Here is a 15,370-nt window from a genome sequence, read left to right as displayed (position 1 = left end):
TTCAGCTTTTCAGGTCTTCGATGTTCTTGTAAAGCTCCAGTGCTTCGGGATTGGCCAGCGCTTCGCGATTCTTCACGGCGCGGCCATGCACGATGTCGCGCACCGCAAGCTCGGTGATCTTGCCGGATTTGGTGCGCGGAATGTCGGCGACGGCGACGATTTTGGCCGGGACATGACGCGGCGAGGCGCCTTCACGGATTTTCGCACGGATGCGGCCACACATCGGCTCGTCGAGCGCATGGCCGGGCTTCATCACCACGAAGAGCACGACGCGGACATCGCCGGCGAAATCCTGACCGATGGCCAGCGCTTCCTGCACCTCCGGCAATTGCTCGACCTGGGCGTAGATTTCGGCGGTGCCGATGCGCACGCCGCCCGGATTGAGCGTCGCGTCGGAGCGGCCGTGAATGACGATGCCGCCATGTTCGGTGATTTCGGCGAAGTCGCCGTGGCACCAGACGCCGGGGAAACGCTCGAAATAAGCCGCGCGATATTTCGCGCTGTCGTCGTCGTTCCAGAAACCCACCGGCATCGAGGGGAACGGCGCGACGCAGACCAGTTCGCCCTTCTCGCCCGCGACCGGCTTTCCCTCCTCGTTCCAGACCTCGACCGCCATGCCGAGGCCCTTGGCCTGAATTTCGCCGCGATGGACGGGGAGCATCGGACTGCCGAGGACGAAGCAGGAAACGATGTCGGTGCCGCCGGAGATCGAACAAAGGGCGACGTCCTTTTTCACTTGCGTATAGGCGTAGTCGAAACTTTCGGCGACCAGCGGCGAGCCGGTGGAGAGGATCATGCGCATCGAGGAAAGGTCGTGCGTTTCGCGGGGCGCGAGACCTTCCTTCTTGATCGCGTCGATGAATTTCGCCGAGGTGCCGAAGACGTTTATTTTCGCTTCGTCGATGTAGTCGAAGAGAACCTGGGGCCCCGGCGCGAAGGGCGAGCCGTCATAGAGCGCCAGCGTCGCGCCGGCGGCCAGCCCCGAGACCAGCCAGTTCCACATCATCCAGCCGCAGGTGGTGAAGTAGAAGAGCCGCTCGCCGGCGCGGAGATCGCAATGCAGACGGTGTTCCTTCAGATGCTGCAGCAATGTGCCGCCGGCCGAATGGACGATGCATTTCGGAACGCCGGTGGTGCCGCTCGAATACATGATGTAGAGCGGATGCGAAAACGGCAGCCGCGCGAAGGCGAGCGGCGCGGCGGGCGCGGCGGGCGCGGCGGCCAGCACATCCGGCCAGTCCTGCGATTTCGCGAGCTGCTTTTTTCCTTCGCCAATGAAGGACACAACGACAACATGTTCGAGCGACGGCAGGCCGGCAATGATTTCGGCGAGCTTGTCATGCGCGGGAAGTACCTTCCCCGCATAGCGGTAGCCGTCGCAGGCGATCAGCACTTTCGGCGCGATCTGGCCGAAGCGGTCGAGGACGCCGCGTACGCCGAAATCGGGCGAGCAGGAAGAGAAGACCGCGCCGAGGCTGGCGGCGGCGAGCATGGCGACGATCGCTTCGGGGCAATTGGGCATGAAGGCGGCGACGCGGTCGCCGGGCGCGACGCCCCATGATTTCAGTGCCGCGGCAAGGCGCGCGACATCGGCGCGAAGTTGCGCGCGGGAGACCGGCGCGGCCATGCGCCCTTCATTGTTGAAAAGAAGCGCCGGGGCCTCGCCTTCGCCGCGCAGCAGGTTTTCGGCGAAGTTCAGCCGCGCCTCGGGAAAGAAACGCGCGCCGGGCATCTTGTCGCCATCGGACAGTACGATGCCGCCCTTGTCGCCGATGACGGCGCTGTCTTCCCAGATTTCGTTCCAGAAGAGATCCGGATGGGCGACCGACCAGCGATGCAGCGCGTCATAGTCGTCGAGCGCGGCGCCGTGATTTTCGTTCACCCGCTTCATGAAAGCCGACATGGCCGAAGCGGCGATGCGATCCGGCGCGGGCGACCAGAGCGGCGCGCTCATTTTTCCGGTTCCTCGAAGGCGACCAGCGCCGCGCCGGCCTCGACCTGATCGCCGACAGCCACATTGACGGACGCCACTTTTCCGTCGGCGGCGGCGAGCAATGTCTGCTCCATCTTCATCGCTTCCATGACGACCAGCGCCGCGCCGCGTTTGACGGTCGCGCCGGCCTCCACCAGCACCTGCACGATCTTGCCGGGCATCGGCGATTTCAATGCGCCGGTGTCGGCATCCGCGGCCAGATCGACATCGAGCGGATTGACGACCGCGAATTCGGTGGCGATGCCTTCGTGGATCAACGTGAAGCCACTGCCATTGGCGACACAGGCAGCGGCAAGGCGCGTACCGTCGATGGTTGCCGACAGGGTTCCGTCGGCGGTCATCGCCGCGTTCGAGACGGTGGCGGCGCCGTCATTGATGCGGACGAGGCTTGCGTCCCCGGCGTCGGGTTCGATTTTCAGCAGATGGGCCACACCGCCGACAACAAGGTCGACGGTCTCGGCGCGGCGGCCGCCCAGCACCCATTGATCGGTCGCGGACCAGGGATCGGCCCCGGCGGCACGCGCCCGCGTCTGCAGATATGCTGCGGCGGCGAGCGCCAGAATGCGCGGCGAAGGTTCGGCGGGCGGTACCAGCACATCCAGATGACGGTCGATGAAGCCGGTGTCGATGTCGCCCTCGATGAAAGCGTCGTGGCTTAAGGTTTCGATCAGGAAGCCGAGATTGGTTTTCGGACCGGCCACTTCCATGCGGGCGAGGAAGCCGCGCAGGGTGCGCAGCGCAATGCGGCGCGTTTCGCCATGGGCGACGATCTTGCCGATCATCGGATCGTAGAACATCGTCACCGCGTCGCCCTCGCGCACACCCATATCCATGCGGACATGGGGCATGTTTTCGGGCGCGCGGAGACGCGCAAGACGGCCGGTCGAGGGGAAAAACTTCTTGGCCGGGTCTTCGGCATAAAGCCGCACTTCGACCGCGTGACCGTTCAGCGGAATGTCCTTCTGCGCCAGCGGCAGATGCTCGCCGGCGGCGACGCGCAATTGCCATTCGACCAGATCGAGGCCGGTGATCGCCTCGGTGACGGGATGCTCGACCTGAAGCCGCGTGTTCATTTCCATGAACCAGAAGCCGTCGGCTTTCAGGCCGGCGCTTGCATCGGCGATGAATTCGACCGTGCCGGCGCCGCGATAGCCGATGGCTTTTGCCGCCGCGACCGCCGCCTTGCCCATTGCATCGCGCATTTCGAGCGGCATGCCGGGGGCCGGGGCTTCCTCAATCACTTTCTGGTGGCGGCGCTGCAGCGAACAGTCGCGCTCATGCAGCGACACCGCATTGCCATGAGCGTCGGCGAAGACCTGGATTTCGATATGGCGCGGGCGGGCGACATATTTTTCGACCAGCACGCGCTCGTCGCCGAAAGCGGCGCCCGCCTCGCGCATGGCGCTGGCGAGTTCTTTCGCAAATTGCGCCGGATCGTCGACGCGGCGCATGCCCTTGCCACCGCCGCCGGCAACCGCCTTGATCAGCACCGGATAGCCGATCTTCCCGGCTTGTTGGGCGAGAAAATCCGCGTCCTGATTGTCGCCGTGATAGCCCGGCACCACCGGCACCTTCGCCTTCTCCATCAGCGCCTTCGCCGCGTCCTTCAACCCCATGGCGCGGATCGCCGCAGGCGGCGGGCCGACGAAAACCACGCCCGCTTTTTCGCAGACTTCGGCGAAGGCGGCGTTTTCGGACAGGAAGCCGTAGCCCGGATGAATGGCGCCGGCGCCCGAGCGCGCGGCGGCATCGAGGATCGCCTCCATGCGCAGATAGCTTTCGGCGGCGGGCGCCGGGCCGATGCGGTAGGCCTCGTCGGCTTCGGCAACGTGATAGGCATTGGCGTCGGCGTCGGAATAGACCGCGATGGTCTTCAGCCCCATGCGGCGCGCGGTGCGGATGACGCGGACGGCGATTTCGCCGCGATTGGCGATCAGGAGGGATTTGAACATTTTCTCTTCCCTCACATGCGGAAGACGCCGAACTGCGTCTCCGGTATCGGTGCGTTGAGTGCGGCCGAAAATGCCAGCGCCAGCACGCGGCGGGTTTCGAGCGGTGCGATAATGCCGTCGTCCCAGAGGCGGGCGGTGGCGAAGTACGGATGGCCCTCCTCGTCGTATTTGGCGCGGATCGGCGCCTTGAAGGCGTCGGCTTCTTCCGGCGTCCATTTTTCGGCGTCGCGGTGGACGGTCGCGAGCACGCTTGCCGCTTGTTCGCCGCCCATCACCGAGATACGCGCATTGGGCCAGGTGAAAAGAAAACGGGGCGAATAGGCGCGGCCGCACATGCCGTAATTGCCGGCGCCATAGGAACCGCCGACAATCAGCGTCACTTTCGGTACGTTGGCCGACGCCACCGCCGTCACCATCTTGGCGCCGTCCTTGGCGATGCCGCCGGTTTCGTATTCGCGGCCGACCATGAAGCCGGCGATATTCTGGAGGAAGAGCAGCGGGATTTTGCGCTGGCAGCAGAGCTCGATGAAATGCGCGGCCTTGAGCGCGGACTCCGAAAACAGGATGCCGTTATTGGCGACGATGCCGACGGGAAGTCCGTGAATATGGGCAAAGCCCGTCACCAGCGTGGTGCCGTAGAGCTTCTTGAATTCGTCGAATTCCGAACCGTCGACGAGGCGGGCAATCACTTCGCGGATGTCGTATTGCACCGAGAGCGAGGCGGGCACGATGCCGTCGAGCTCGGATGCGTCGTAGAGCGGAGCCGCAGGCTCGCGCAGCGGGATCGCGACCGATTTCTTGCGGTTGAGCGTCGCGGCGATGCGGCGCGCGATGGCCAGCGCATGGGTGTCGTCCATCGCGTAGTGATCGGTGACGCCGGACTTGCGCGAATGGACATCGGCGCCGCCGAGATCTTCGGCCGTCACCACTTCGCCGGTCGCGGCCTTCACCAGCGGCGGGCCGCCAAGGAAGATCGTGCCCTGTTTTCTGACGATCACGGTTTCGTCAGACATCGCCGGAACGTAAGCGCCGCCCGCCGTGCAGGAACCCATGACGACCGCGACCTGCGGAATGCCTTTCGACGACATGCGGGCCTGATTGTAGAAGATGCGGCCGAAATGCTCGCGGTCGGGGAAGATGTCGGCCTGATTGGGCAGGTTGGCGCCGCCCGAATCGACCAGATAGAAACAGGGCAGATTGTTTTCGAGCGCCACTTCCTGGGCGCGCAGATGTTTCTTCACCGTGACCGGATAATAGGTGCCGCCCTTGATCGTCGCGTCGTTGCAGACGATCACGCATTCCTGACCCGCGACGCGGCCGATACCGGTGATGATGCCGGCGCCGTTGATCGATTCGCCATACATGCCATGGGCGGCCATCGGCGAGAGTTCGAGAAAGGGCGAGCCCGGATCGATCAGCCCGTGCACGCGGTCGCGCGGCAGCAGCTTGCCGCGCGCGGTGTGGCGTTCGCGGGAGCGCGCGTCGCCGCCCAGCGCCGCCTTCGCGCGCTCGTCATTGAGCGCCGCGGTCAGCGCCGCCATCGCCTCGGCGTTTGCCTTGAAGCGCGGGTCGCGCGGATTGACGTTCGACTTCAGAACGGACATGGGGCGCTCACGCGGTTTCGTTGAAGAGTTCGCGGCCGATCAGCATGCGGCGGATTTCCGACGTGCCGGCGCCGATCTCGTAGAGCTTGGCGTCGCGCAGCAGGCGGCCGGTCGCGTAGTCGTTGATATAGCCGTTGCCGCCGAGCGCCTGGATCGCCTCAAGCGCCATCCATGTCGCCTTTTCGGCGGCATAAAGGATCGCACCCGCCGCGTCTTTTCGCGCCGTCTGGCCACGGTCGCAGGCTTTCGCCACCGCATAAACGTAAGCGCGGCAGGCATTCATGGTCGAATACATGTCGGCGAGCTTGCCCTGCATCAATTGAAACGTGCCGATGGGTTCGCCGAATTGCTTGCGTTCATGCACGTAAGGGATCACCGCGTCCATGCAGGCCTGCATGATGCCCAAGGGGCCGGCGGCCAGCACCGCACGCTCGTAGTCGAGGCCGGACATCAGCACGCGAACGCCTTCATTGACCTTGCCGAGCACGTTTTCGGCCGGCACTTCGCAATCCTCGAAGACGAGTTCGGCGGTGTTCGAGCCGCGCATGCCGAGCTTGTCGAGTTTCTGCGCGGCGCTGAAGCCCTTGAAGGATTTTTCGATGATGAAGGGCGTGATGCCTTTCGGCCCGGCGGCCGGATCGGTTTTCGCGTAGACGACAAGCACCTCCGCGTCCGGACCATTGGTGATCCACATTTTCGTGCCGTTTAGCACGTAGCGGTCGCCCTTCTTTTCCGCTTTCAACCGCATCGATACGACATCGGAGCCGGCGCCGGGCTCCGACATCGCCAGCGCGCCGACATGTTCGCCGCTTATCAGTTTCGGCAGATATTTGTTTTTCTGTGCGTCCGTGCCGCAGCGGCGGAGCTGATTGACGCAGAGATTGGAATGCGCGCCATAGGAAAGGCCGACGCTGGCAGAGGCGCGGCTGATCTCCTCCATCGCCACGACATGTTCGAGATAGCCGAGGCCGGCGCCGCCGAACGCTTCTTCCACCGTGATGCCGAGCAGACCCAGAGTTCCCATTTCCGGCCAGAGATCGCGCGGGAAGGTGTTGGTCGCGTCGATTTCGGCGGCGCGCGGCGCGATGCGGTCGGCCGCGAAGGCGCGCACCGTGGCGCGGATCATGTCGGCGGTTTCGCCGAGGTCGAAATCGAGTGAGGGGTAGTCGTTGTGGCCCATGGACATTTTCCTTGTCGCGTTATACAAACGATCATACGTTTGTTTCCAGCGGCGAGCAAGAGCCAAAAATGGCCGGAAAGGGCCGAAAATGAGCAGGACCGCCGGCTCCTCCGGCCCGAAAACGCTGGCCGCGATCCGCGAGGCCGGGCTCGACCTGATCTATCGCCACGGCTACGAGGCGATGAGCCTGCGTGGGCTTGCGGCGGAAGTCGGGCTGCAGCCGGGCTCGCTCTATAACCATATAAAAACAAAGCAGGAATTGCTGTTCGTGCTGATCCACGATCACATGACGGCGCTGCACCGGGAAGTCGAGGCGGCGCTGGCCGGACATGCCGATCCGCGGGCGCAACTGAAAGCCTTCACGGCGTTTCACCTCACCTATCATATTGAAAGGAAACGCGAAGTCTTTATCGGCTCGTCGGAGATCCGCAGTCTTGAGCCCGAAAACCGCGCAACGATCGTGGCGCTCAGGCGGCAATACGAGGACCGGCTCTGCGCGATCCTCGATGCGGGTGCGGCGCAAAAGCTCTTCGATATCAAAGATGTACGCGTGACGGCCTATGCGATCCTCGCGATGCTGACCGGCATCTGCACCTGGTACGAACCGAAGGGCCGCATCGGACGCGAGGCGCTGATCGACATTCACACAAGGCTGGTGCTGGACGGCGTCGGGCGGGGATAAGGCCGGTTTATCCCCGGGGCGCGGGGCCATTTTTGCAGCGACTGTCATCGTTCTGTCAAAAATCTGTCACGCACGGGGATAAATTCGATCCGCCTACGGAGGATCGGGAAAGTTATCCCCGGTTTCGGCCGTGCTGCGCCGTCGTGGCGGACGCGCGGCGCCTCTTTTTGGTATATCGACCAATAATCTGCTTGCCCTTCCGTGCCGCGGTGGCATAATTTGGTCGAATGACCAATATGGGGAGGCGCGCGATGACAATCGAGATCGTGAAGGCGGAGGGTGCGCGCGTGGCGGCGGCCGCGCCCCACATCCCGGACCTCGTGCATGCGACGGGGCCGCAATCCTATGACTATATTTTCGGCGGGCGGCAGCTCTGCGATCCCTTCATCGCGGCGGCATGGGAAGCGCCCGACAATTTTTTTTCGCATCAACAATCCGTGCTCGCTTTCGAGGACGGCATCTTTCGCGGCGTGCTGATCTCGCATGACGGGCCCGACCACTACAAGCTGAAGGATGCAGTCTGGCCGGTGGCGCTGGCGCTTGTGGACGAGGGCCGCGCGACGGAAGCCGATATTCGCGGGCTCGCGGCGCGCGCCGAGATTGCGAGCTTCATGAACCCGCATGTGCCGGAAGATTGCAGCTACATCATTGTCGTCTCGGTGCCGGAAGCCGCGCGCGGACGCGGCGCGGGGCGCGCGCTGATGGAACACGAAATCGCGCGAGCCAGGGCACGGGGCTTTTCGCGGGTGCATCTCGATGTGATGTCGGACAATCCGGCGGTGGGTCTTTACCGGGCGATGGGCTTCGAACCGATGGCCGAGACGGTGACGCCGATCCCCTGCCGCCAACACGGGCTTGCGATGGAGTTGCGGATGATGCTGCGGCTCTGAGGGCGGACTATTCGCGCGAGAGCAGGCGCATGATGGCGCGGGTCGCCTCGCGCGCATTGAAATCCGCGTCGCCCGCCTCGCCCATATGCGGGCGCGTGATCGACATGCCCTCGATCAGGGCGATGCATTGACGGGCGCGGCGGGCGCGCTCGCGCGGCGCGAGTGCCGGGTTCAGCGTTTTCGCGATGTCGGAGAAGAGCGCGAAATAGATGTCGTAATAGCGCGTCAGCGCCGCCGCGATCACCTTGTCGCGCGCGGCGAAGCCCGCGACCTCGATCATGAAGATGCCGCAGTCGCGCCGGTAGGCCTCGTCGTTCAGCAGGAAATCAAGCGCGCGGTGGAGGCGCTGCTCACTAGACCCTTTCGCGGCGCCAAAACGCGCCATGATTTCCTCGCCATAGCGGCGCACGAAACGGTCGAGCAGCTCGGCGAGGATCGCCGCCGGGCTCGCGAAATAATACTGGACGTGGCTGAGCCGGAGGCCCGCCCGCGCCGCGACGCCGCGCGCCGAAAAGCCCGCATAGCCCTGCTCCAGCAGAAGCGCGGTGGCAGCGGCGAGAATTTCCTCGCGGCGCGTCGCGCCCTTTTCGGTGGGCGGGGCTTCGGCGGCGTTGGCTGTCTGACTTTTCATGGCGTGCAGATTACAGCGCGGCGGGCCATTGACAAAATTGGTCTTGTGACCAATATCCCGTCAGGACAAAACCGGAGGACGAAATCATGGCGAAGCGGGTGCTGCTGGCGGGCGGATATGGCGTGGTGGGGGCGCAGGTGGCGCGGCTTCTGCGGAAGCACCATCCGGACACCGAGATCCTGATCGGCGGGCGGCGCGAAGCGGAAGCGGCAAAACTCGCCGCCGAACTCGGAAATGCGCGCGCCGCCGCGATCGACGTGACGCAGCCTTCGCCGCTGAGGGAAATCGACGGGATCGACGCTGTTGGCGTCTTCATCCATGAAAACGACGATCATTTGCTGAACGAAGCGGCGCGGCGCGGCATTGCCTATATGGACATCACGCGCGGGCTCGATGCGCAGCTGCGCGGGCTTGCGGCGGCGGCGCTCCACGCGCCTGCCGCGCCGATGCTGTTCACCTCGCACTGGATGGCGGGCGGGCCGGCCGTCGTCGCAAAGCGGCTGGCGCAGGGTCTCGACAGCGTCGCCCGTGTGGACATGTCGATCCTTTATTACACCGGCGACAAGATGGGGCCCGATTCAGCGAGCGCGGGCGCCGGCATGTCGCAGGGCTTCACCGCGCGCGTCGACGGCGCGTGGCGGAAGGTCGGGCCGCTGTCGGACGACCGCGCGGTGCGCTTTCCCTCGGGCGCGACGCGGCCCGTCTACCGGATGAACATGGGCGATGTGGTGACGCTGGCGCTGGCGAACGGCGCAAGCGAAGCCGGGGTGCGGCTCGGGCTCGATAAGGGCAATTCGCTCGGCGCCATGCGCCGCCTGATCCGGCTCGGACTGTGGGACCTGCTGATGAAGCTGCCGGGCATGAATGCGGTCGCGGCGACGAAGCCCGGCCCCGGCGCGCCGCACGAAATCGTCATCGAGGTCGACGGCGAAGCGGGCGGACGCAAGGCGGCGCGGCGGGCGACGATATTCGATCCGCAAGGCCAGTCGCATCTGACCGCGGTGGGCGCGCTTTACGCGCTTGAGCGCGTCGCGGGGCTTGGGCCAACACCGCTCGGACCGGGCGCCGCATTGCCCGAGACGGGCTTCACGATGGAAGGCTTCAACCGCCTCGCCGCGCTCTACGACGCGGAAGGCATCCGGCTGGCGATCGAAGGCGTTTAGGGGCGCGGGGTGAATTGAGGCGGAGCATCATTCGCCGCCCTGCCCTTCGCTATCGCTCCGGGCGTTCGGCGCCCGGAAAGGTCCACCGGACCTTTCCGTTTGCGTTCCGCAAACCGCGCCTCACCCCCAAATCACTTCGCCATGTTGATGACCTGGAGCTGGGTGAACTCCAGCAGGCCTTCTTCGCCGAGTTCGGAGCCGAGCCCCGACATGCCGGCGCCGCCGAAGGGGATGTTGGGGGCGAGGTCGGCGTGTTTGTTGATCCAGACCGAGCCCGACGACATCTGCGTCGCGAGGTCGTAGGCGCGTTTCGGATCGGACGACCAGATCGAGCCGCCGAGGCCGTAGGGCGAGGCGTTGGCGCGGGCGACGGCGTCCTGCGGATCGGAATATTTGATGACCGGCAGGACCGGGCCGAACTGCTCCTCGTCGACGAGGCGCGAGCCGTCGGTGATGTCGCGGACGATGGTCGGGCGGATGAAATAGCCGGGCTTGTCGACCGCGCCGCCGCCGGCGATCACCTTGCCGGTTTTCTTCGCGTCCTCGATCAGTTCCTTGACCTTTTCGAACTGCATCTTGTTCTGCAGCGGGCCGAGCTGCGTGCCCTGCTCCAGCCCGTCGCCGATGACCGCGTTTTCGGCCAGCGCCGCAAGCTCCGAACACATTTCGTCGTAGATCGACTCGTGCACATAGAGCCGCTTCATCGCGATGCAGACCTGGCCCGAATTCTGGAAGGCGCTCTGGAAAAGCTTCGGCGCGGCTTCCTTCGGGTTGACGTCGTCGAGCACGATGCCGGCATCGTTGCCGCCAAGCTCCAGCGTGATGCGCTTCAGGAGGCCGGCGGCGCCCGCCATGACTTTCGCGCCGGTGGCGGTGGAGCCGGTGAAGGAAATTTTCCGCACATCGGGATGCGCGGTCAGCGCGGCGCCGAGATCGTTGGCGTCGGTCACGATGTTGAGGACGCCGGCGGGCAGGATGCCGGCGATCAGTTCGCCGAGTTTCAGCGAGGTCAGCGGCGTTGTCGGGGCGGGTTTCAGGACCACCGTGTTGCCGGCGAGGAGCGCCGGCGGCAGCTTGAAGGCCATCAGGATCAGCGGGAAGTTCCACGGCACGATGGCGCCGATGACGCCGAGGGGCTTCCGGTGCGCCTCGACCTTCTTGCCTTCGCTGTCCTCGATCACTTTGATCGGCAGATCGAGCATCGTGAAATAGCGGAAGAAGGCGGCGGTGCCGTAGACCTCGCCGGTGGCATCGCCGATCGGCTTGCCCTGTTCCTGGGTCAAGAGACGCGCGAGCTCCGCACCGTTCGCCTCGATGACGTCGGCGATTTTCAGCAGCGCCTGCTTGCGCTCGGCGATGGGTGTTTTCGCCCACGCCGGAAAGGCGGCTTTCGCGGCGGCGACGGCCTGGTTCAACTGCGCCTCGGAAGCGCGCGGGGCTTTCGCCAGCACTTCCTCGGTCGCCGGGTTGACGACATCCATCGTCATGTCGCCGGCAACCAGCTTGCCGCCGATCAAAAGCTTGTAGGCGCTCATCTCGTTCTCCTCCCCGGAGTTTTTGTTATTACGCCGCGCGGGTTTTGTGCTTCGACCCGACCGGCTTGACGCTGTCGTCCTTCGGCGCTTTCGGCGACAACCGGCCTTCGAAATCGCGGCAGGCGGTTTCGAGTTTCGCGAGCTGCGCCTCCGCTTCGTCGCGCAGCTTCTTCACCGCCTCCATGCGGCGGCGGAAAATGCCGAGCGCATGACGATATTGCCGGGCCGTGCCTTCCGCGTCGCCGTCATAGAGGTCGAGGATCGTGCGGATTTCGTAGAGCGTCAAGCCGACGTCGCGACCGTTGAGGATCAGCTTCAGGCGGGCGCGGTCGCGCTTCGAATAAAGCCGGGCCTGACCGCGGCGCTCGGGCGCGAGCATGCCCTTCTCCTCGTAGAAACGAAGCGCGCGCGGGGTGACGCCGAATTCGGTCGCGAGATCTGTGATCGTGTAGGTCATGCCGGAACCTCCCGGATGTTTTTCAAGAGTTACTGCATACGTTCGACGATGATGGCTGGCGCCATGCCGCCAGCGGCGCACATGGTGACGAGGCCGTAGCGCTTGTCCTGGCGCTCAAGTTCGTCGACGATGGTGCCGATCAGGATCGAACCCGTGGCGCCGATCGGGTGGCCGAGCGCGCAGGCACCGCCGTTCACATTGACCTTGTCGCGGTCGAGCCGCAGGTCGCGGATGAATTTTTCGGCGACGACGGCGAAGGCTTCGTTGATTTCGAAGAGGTCGATGTCCCCGATCTTGAGGCCGGCCTTTTCGAGCACCTTCTTCGCGGCCGGGACCGGCGCGTTCAGCATCAGCGTCGGGCAATCGCCCATATTGGCGGTGGCGACGATGCGGGCGCGCGGCTTCAAGCCGTTCTTCTTGGCGTAGGCCGGCGAGGCCAGCAGGATCGCTGCGGCGCCATCGACCACGCCCGACGAGTTGCCGGCATGGTGGATGTGGTTGAAGGTCTTGAGGTCCGGATATTTCTGACGGATCAGATCGCCATAGGTGGTGCCTTCGGCGTCGACCGGAATGCCGGCCCAGACTTCGAAGGAGGCCTTGAGGGCCGAGAGGCCTTCCATGGTCGTCTGCGGACGCGGGAATTCTTCCTTGTCGAGCGCGACCGAGCCGTCGTCATTGTAGACCGCGACCAGCGATTTGTTGAACCGGCCTTCCGCGATGGCTTTCGCGGCGCGCTGCTGCGAGACCAGCGCCAGTTCGTCGACCGCTTTGCGGTCGATGCCTTCCATGGTGGCGATCGCGTCGGCGCAGACGCCCTGCTGCGACTGCGGATGCTGCTTCCTCAGATGCAGATTGCCGGCATCCATCATCGGCGGCGTCTTCGGGTCGGCGGTGGCGGAGGTGTAGCTCATCATTTCGGTGCCGCCGGCGATGACGAGATCTTCCATGCCAGACATGATCTGCGCGGCGCCGAGATTGACCGTCGTGATGCCCGAGCCGCAGAAGCGGTCGAGCGTGACGCCGGAGGCGCGGATGTCGTAGCCGGCGTCGAGGGCGGCCATGCGGCCCATGTCGCCGCCCTGCGCGCCGCGCTGCGAGGAGGTGCCCCAGAGCACGTCATCGACTTCGGCGGTGTTGAGATCGTTGCGCTTTGCGAGCGCCGCCAGCACCGTGCGGGCCAGATGCTGCGGATGCAGATGGGCGAGCGCGCCCTTCCCCACCTTGCCGATGCCGCGGGGGGTGCGTACTGCGTCGATGATCCAGGCTTCGCTCACTTTGTTCGTTCCTTCCTGTGTGGCTGCCATTTTGAACGGCGGGGCTCGCTTGCGCGGCCTGCCTTAATGGCGTATTTAATTTCTTAAACGAGTATTTAAATCGAAAAACACGGAAGCGCAAGGAGGACCGGTGGAGCCGCAGGCAAAAAACAAGGCACGGGCGGCGCCGGAACGGCCTTCGGCGCGGGGGCAGTTGCTCGACGCGGCAGGCGCGCTGATGGGCGAGCGGCAGTCGATCGACGTGCCGCTGGCCGAGATCGCCGCGCGAGCCGAGGTCAACGTCGCGCTGGTCAGCTATTATTTCGGCGGCAAGGAAGGCCTGCTGCTGGCGCTCGCCAAGCGCGACGCGGCGACGGCGCTCGACGAGCTCGACCGGCTGATGAGCCTCGATATTCCGCCGGCCGAGAAACTGCGCCGCCACCTCGCCGGCGTCATCCGCACCTTTTTCCGCTATCCCTATCTCTACCGGCTGCTCGGCGCGCTGATGCGCGACGCGAGCAGCGGCGCGGCGCGCGAGATCGCCGAATTTTTCGTCGTGCCGCTGACGCTGACCGCGAAAGAGCTGATGGAGGAAGGGGCGAAGGACGGCACGATCCGCCCGCTCGATCCGACGCTCTTTTATCTGGCGGCACTCGGCGCCTGCGAACACATCTTCGCCAACCCGACCGTGCTCAAGCACGCGCATGGCATCGACAAGCTCGATGACGAGACGCGGCGGCGCTACACCGAGACGGTGCTCGACACGCTGATGAACGGGTATCTGGCGAAGGGGTGAAGTGGTGCGCCCGGAACGCATTGAGTCTAGTGTCGTTTGCCGAGGCTCGGAAGCCCCCCAGAAACTGTCCACACACTCTTGCGTGCAGGTTTACGGCGAGAACGCCGGGCTTTCTTTTCGGCCGGAGAAAGAAGTTTACATTTCGTACAAATTCGTGCGTTGGCTGAGAGGCTTTCTGTTTTTCCGCACACAATACAACGCGACGATCGAAGTCTCGGCATGAATTGACCCCATCTAAGCCGGTCACAACAATACCTACTTCCGATATCATCCACAATCGTGAGCATGGCAGTCACGAAGAGTGCGAATCGGCGAAGACACACGGCGGTACCATACCGAGACGATGCTTGATACGCGGATAAACGGGTATCAGGTGAGAGGGGGAGGGACGCGGCAGCGCTGCAGCTTGTGGTCAGCCTAAGCGCCGTCTTTCGCCTCTTTCCAGCCAACACCCAGAATACTATCCCAATATCCGTGAATGACAGCTCCGGTCGACTCCACGGTGTAGACCGTTCCGCAATAACTACAGCGTAGCGCGCGATCAAGCCAGTTGCCTACGACGCCGGCCCTTTCCAAAACATCTCTACTGAACTTGATCTGGCGTGACGCACCACGGTTGCAATCGTGGGCTGGACACCGACTAGAACGGCTGACCATTTCAAAATCTCCGATCCATTGCATGGCGCACTACGTCGCGAACAATGCTCCCAAGATTGCCAGAATGATGCCTGTTCCCAATCCCACAACCCAGCCGTTGTTCAGAAGGTCTTTCAACGTGAGAAAGCCGGTCCCATTACCTGGCCCTTCATTGATGTAGCGCGTAGTTACATCCTCGCCCGCCTCGACGATGTCTTCATCTTCGTTACCAGAGCCCAGTTGCAGAAAAATAGCTCCCGTTCGGTGAGAATCTGCATTCATTTCTTGGTAGCGCCGCTCACTGGCCATTTGAAGCTCACGAAGACACGTTTCCTTGTTCTTGTCTGTCCGAATGATTTCGACTGATGACACTTTATCTAGGTCAACAAGTTCGTTGCCCTTCACAATGACCTTGCCCATTTGATAAGGCCGAACGAAGCGGCGCTGCAACTCGCGTTCGGAAAGATCGCCGAAAAGAAAAACCGGTGACGGCTTAGCTTGCAACCGCACAATCACATGGAAATATTCGTCCACAGAATTCTCCTTTAGATTCGGCGCGTTTTTGCCACGAACCACTCAACAATGTCAGGATATGATA

Annotated in this window: 13 protein-coding genes; 4 read left to right on the top strand and 9 right to left on the bottom strand. The window is 63.9% G+C overall.

The window, feature by feature from the left end:
- Position 1 precedes the first annotated feature (1 nt).
- The 4 genes from KF719_RS12205 to KF719_RS12190 are packed head-to-tail and all read right to left on the bottom strand — an operon-like array spanning position 2 to position 6,729.
- A complete protein-coding gene (locus KF719_RS12205) occupies positions 2-1,954 on the bottom strand; it encodes an acetoacetate--CoA ligase (RefSeq protein ID WP_293508980.1) in 1,953 nt (650 codons plus the stop codon).
- Complete coding sequence (locus KF719_RS12200; RefSeq protein ID WP_293508979.1) at positions 1,951-3,945, bottom strand: acetyl/propionyl/methylcrotonyl-CoA carboxylase subunit alpha; 1,995 nt, start codon at positions 3,943-3,945, stop codon at positions 1,951-1,953. Before KF719_RS12200 ends, KF719_RS12205 begins: the two co-directional genes overlap by 4 nt.
- 11 nt (positions 3,946-3,956) lie before the next feature.
- Positions 3,957-5,549 (bottom strand): carboxyl transferase domain-containing protein, encoded by a 1,593-nt coding sequence (locus KF719_RS12195; protein WP_293508978.1) that lies wholly within the window; start codon positions 5,547-5,549, stop codon positions 3,957-3,959.
- Between the two features lie 7 nt (positions 5,550-5,556).
- Positions 5,557-6,729: an isovaleryl-CoA dehydrogenase gene (locus tag KF719_RS12190; protein ID WP_293508977.1), complete on the bottom strand. Its 1,173-nt coding sequence runs from the start codon at positions 6,727-6,729 to the stop codon at positions 5,557-5,559.
- 88 nt (positions 6,730-6,817) lie between these two features.
- On the opposite strand from KF719_RS12190, the gene KF719_RS12185 reads away from it, so the two are divergent.
- Both KF719_RS12185 and KF719_RS12180 read left to right on the top strand, forming a co-directional pair.
- Positions 6,818-7,411, top strand: coding sequence for a TetR/AcrR family transcriptional regulator (locus tag KF719_RS12185; RefSeq protein ID WP_293508976.1), 594 nt, complete (start codon positions 6,818-6,820; stop codon positions 7,409-7,411).
- Positions 7,412-7,662: 251 nt separating this feature from the next.
- On the top strand, positions 7,663-8,301 hold the full coding sequence (locus KF719_RS12180) for a GNAT family N-acetyltransferase (RefSeq protein ID WP_293508975.1): 639 nt from the start codon (positions 7,663-7,665) through the stop codon (positions 8,299-8,301).
- Between the two features lie 7 nt (positions 8,302-8,308).
- On the opposite strand, the gene KF719_RS12175 is transcribed toward KF719_RS12180, so the two are convergent.
- A complete protein-coding gene (locus tag KF719_RS12175; protein ID WP_293508974.1) occupies positions 8,309-8,932 on the bottom strand; it encodes a TetR family transcriptional regulator in 624 nt (207 codons plus the stop codon).
- Positions 8,933-9,018: 86 nt separating this feature from the next.
- Between KF719_RS12175 and KF719_RS12170 the strand changes: the two genes are divergently transcribed.
- Positions 9,019-10,095: a hypothetical protein gene (locus tag KF719_RS12170; protein ID WP_293508973.1), complete on the top strand. Its 1,077-nt coding sequence runs from the start codon at positions 9,019-9,021 to the stop codon at positions 10,093-10,095.
- A gap of 131 nt (positions 10,096-10,226) precedes the next feature.
- Here the strand turns inward: KF719_RS12170 and KF719_RS12165 are convergent, their stop codons facing one another.
- Genes KF719_RS12165 through KF719_RS12155 form a run of 3 tightly spaced genes read right to left on the bottom strand, consistent with a single transcriptional unit; the run spans position 10,227 to position 13,361 of the window.
- Entirely contained in the window at positions 10,227-11,630 is a 1,404-nt protein-coding gene (locus KF719_RS12165; RefSeq protein WP_293508972.1) for an aldehyde dehydrogenase family protein, read from the bottom strand.
- A 28-nt stretch (positions 11,631-11,658) separates the two neighbouring features.
- The gene (locus KF719_RS12160) at positions 11,659-12,087 is read right to left on the bottom strand and encodes a MerR family DNA-binding transcriptional regulator (RefSeq protein ID WP_293508971.1); all 429 of its coding nucleotides are present in this window, start codon (positions 12,085-12,087) and stop codon (positions 11,659-11,661) included.
- A 29-nt stretch (positions 12,088-12,116) separates the two neighbouring features.
- Complete coding sequence (locus tag KF719_RS12155; protein WP_293508970.1) at positions 12,117-13,361, bottom strand: acetyl-CoA C-acetyltransferase; 1,245 nt, start codon at positions 13,359-13,361, stop codon at positions 12,117-12,119.
- Between the two features lie 130 nt (positions 13,362-13,491).
- On the opposite strand from KF719_RS12155, the gene KF719_RS12150 reads away from it, so the two are divergent.
- The gene (locus tag KF719_RS12150) at positions 13,492-14,136 is read left to right on the top strand and encodes a TetR family transcriptional regulator (protein WP_293508969.1); all 645 of its coding nucleotides are present in this window, start codon (positions 13,492-13,494) and stop codon (positions 14,134-14,136) included.
- A 687-nt stretch (positions 14,137-14,823) separates the two neighbouring features.
- Here the strand turns inward: KF719_RS12150 and KF719_RS12145 are convergent.
- A complete protein-coding gene (locus KF719_RS12145; RefSeq protein WP_293508968.1) occupies positions 14,824-15,306 on the bottom strand; it encodes a hypothetical protein in 483 nt (160 codons plus the stop codon).
- Positions 15,307-15,370: the final 64 nt, after the last annotated feature.

The sequence above is a fragment of the Parvibaculum sp. genome (assembly GCF_019635935.1).
Classification (GTDB): domain Bacteria; phylum Pseudomonadota; class Alphaproteobacteria; order Parvibaculales; family Parvibaculaceae; genus Parvibaculum.
Note: the sequence above shows the minus strand (reverse complement) of the source record. Positions and strands in the feature narration are given on the sequence as shown.

What these genes read in the sequence shown, in the direction of transcription:
- KF719_RS12205 (WP_293508980.1), bottom strand. Translation starts at nt 1,954, where the DNA reads ATGAGCGCGCCGCTCTGGTCGCCCGCGCCGGATCGCATCGCCGCTTCG.
- KF719_RS12200 (WP_293508979.1), bottom strand. Translation starts at nt 3,945, where the DNA reads ATGTTCAAATCCCTCCTGATCGCCAATCGCGGCGAAATCGCCGTCCGC.
- KF719_RS12195 (WP_293508978.1), bottom strand. Translation starts at nt 5,549, where the DNA reads ATGTCCGTTCTGAAGTCGAACGTCAATCCGCGCGACCCGCGCTTCAAG.
- KF719_RS12190 (WP_293508977.1), bottom strand. Translation starts at nt 6,729, where the DNA reads ATGGGCCACAACGACTACCCCTCACTCGATTTCGACCTCGGCGAAACC.
- KF719_RS12185 (WP_293508976.1), top strand. Translation starts at nt 6,818, where the DNA reads ATGAGCAGGACCGCCGGCTCCTCCGGCCCGAAAACGCTGGCCGCGATC.
- KF719_RS12180 (WP_293508975.1), top strand. Translation starts at nt 7,663, where the DNA reads ATGACAATCGAGATCGTGAAGGCGGAGGGTGCGCGCGTGGCGGCGGCC.
- KF719_RS12175 (WP_293508974.1), bottom strand. Translation starts at nt 8,932, where the DNA reads ATGAAAAGTCAGACAGCCAACGCCGCCGAAGCCCCGCCCACCGAAAAG.
- KF719_RS12170 (WP_293508973.1), top strand. Translation starts at nt 9,019, where the DNA reads ATGGCGAAGCGGGTGCTGCTGGCGGGCGGATATGGCGTGGTGGGGGCG.
- KF719_RS12165 (WP_293508972.1), bottom strand. Translation starts at nt 11,630, where the DNA reads ATGAGCGCCTACAAGCTTTTGATCGGCGGCAAGCTGGTTGCCGGCGAC.
- KF719_RS12160 (WP_293508971.1), bottom strand. Translation starts at nt 12,087, where the DNA reads ATGACCTACACGATCACAGATCTCGCGACCGAATTCGGCGTCACCCCG.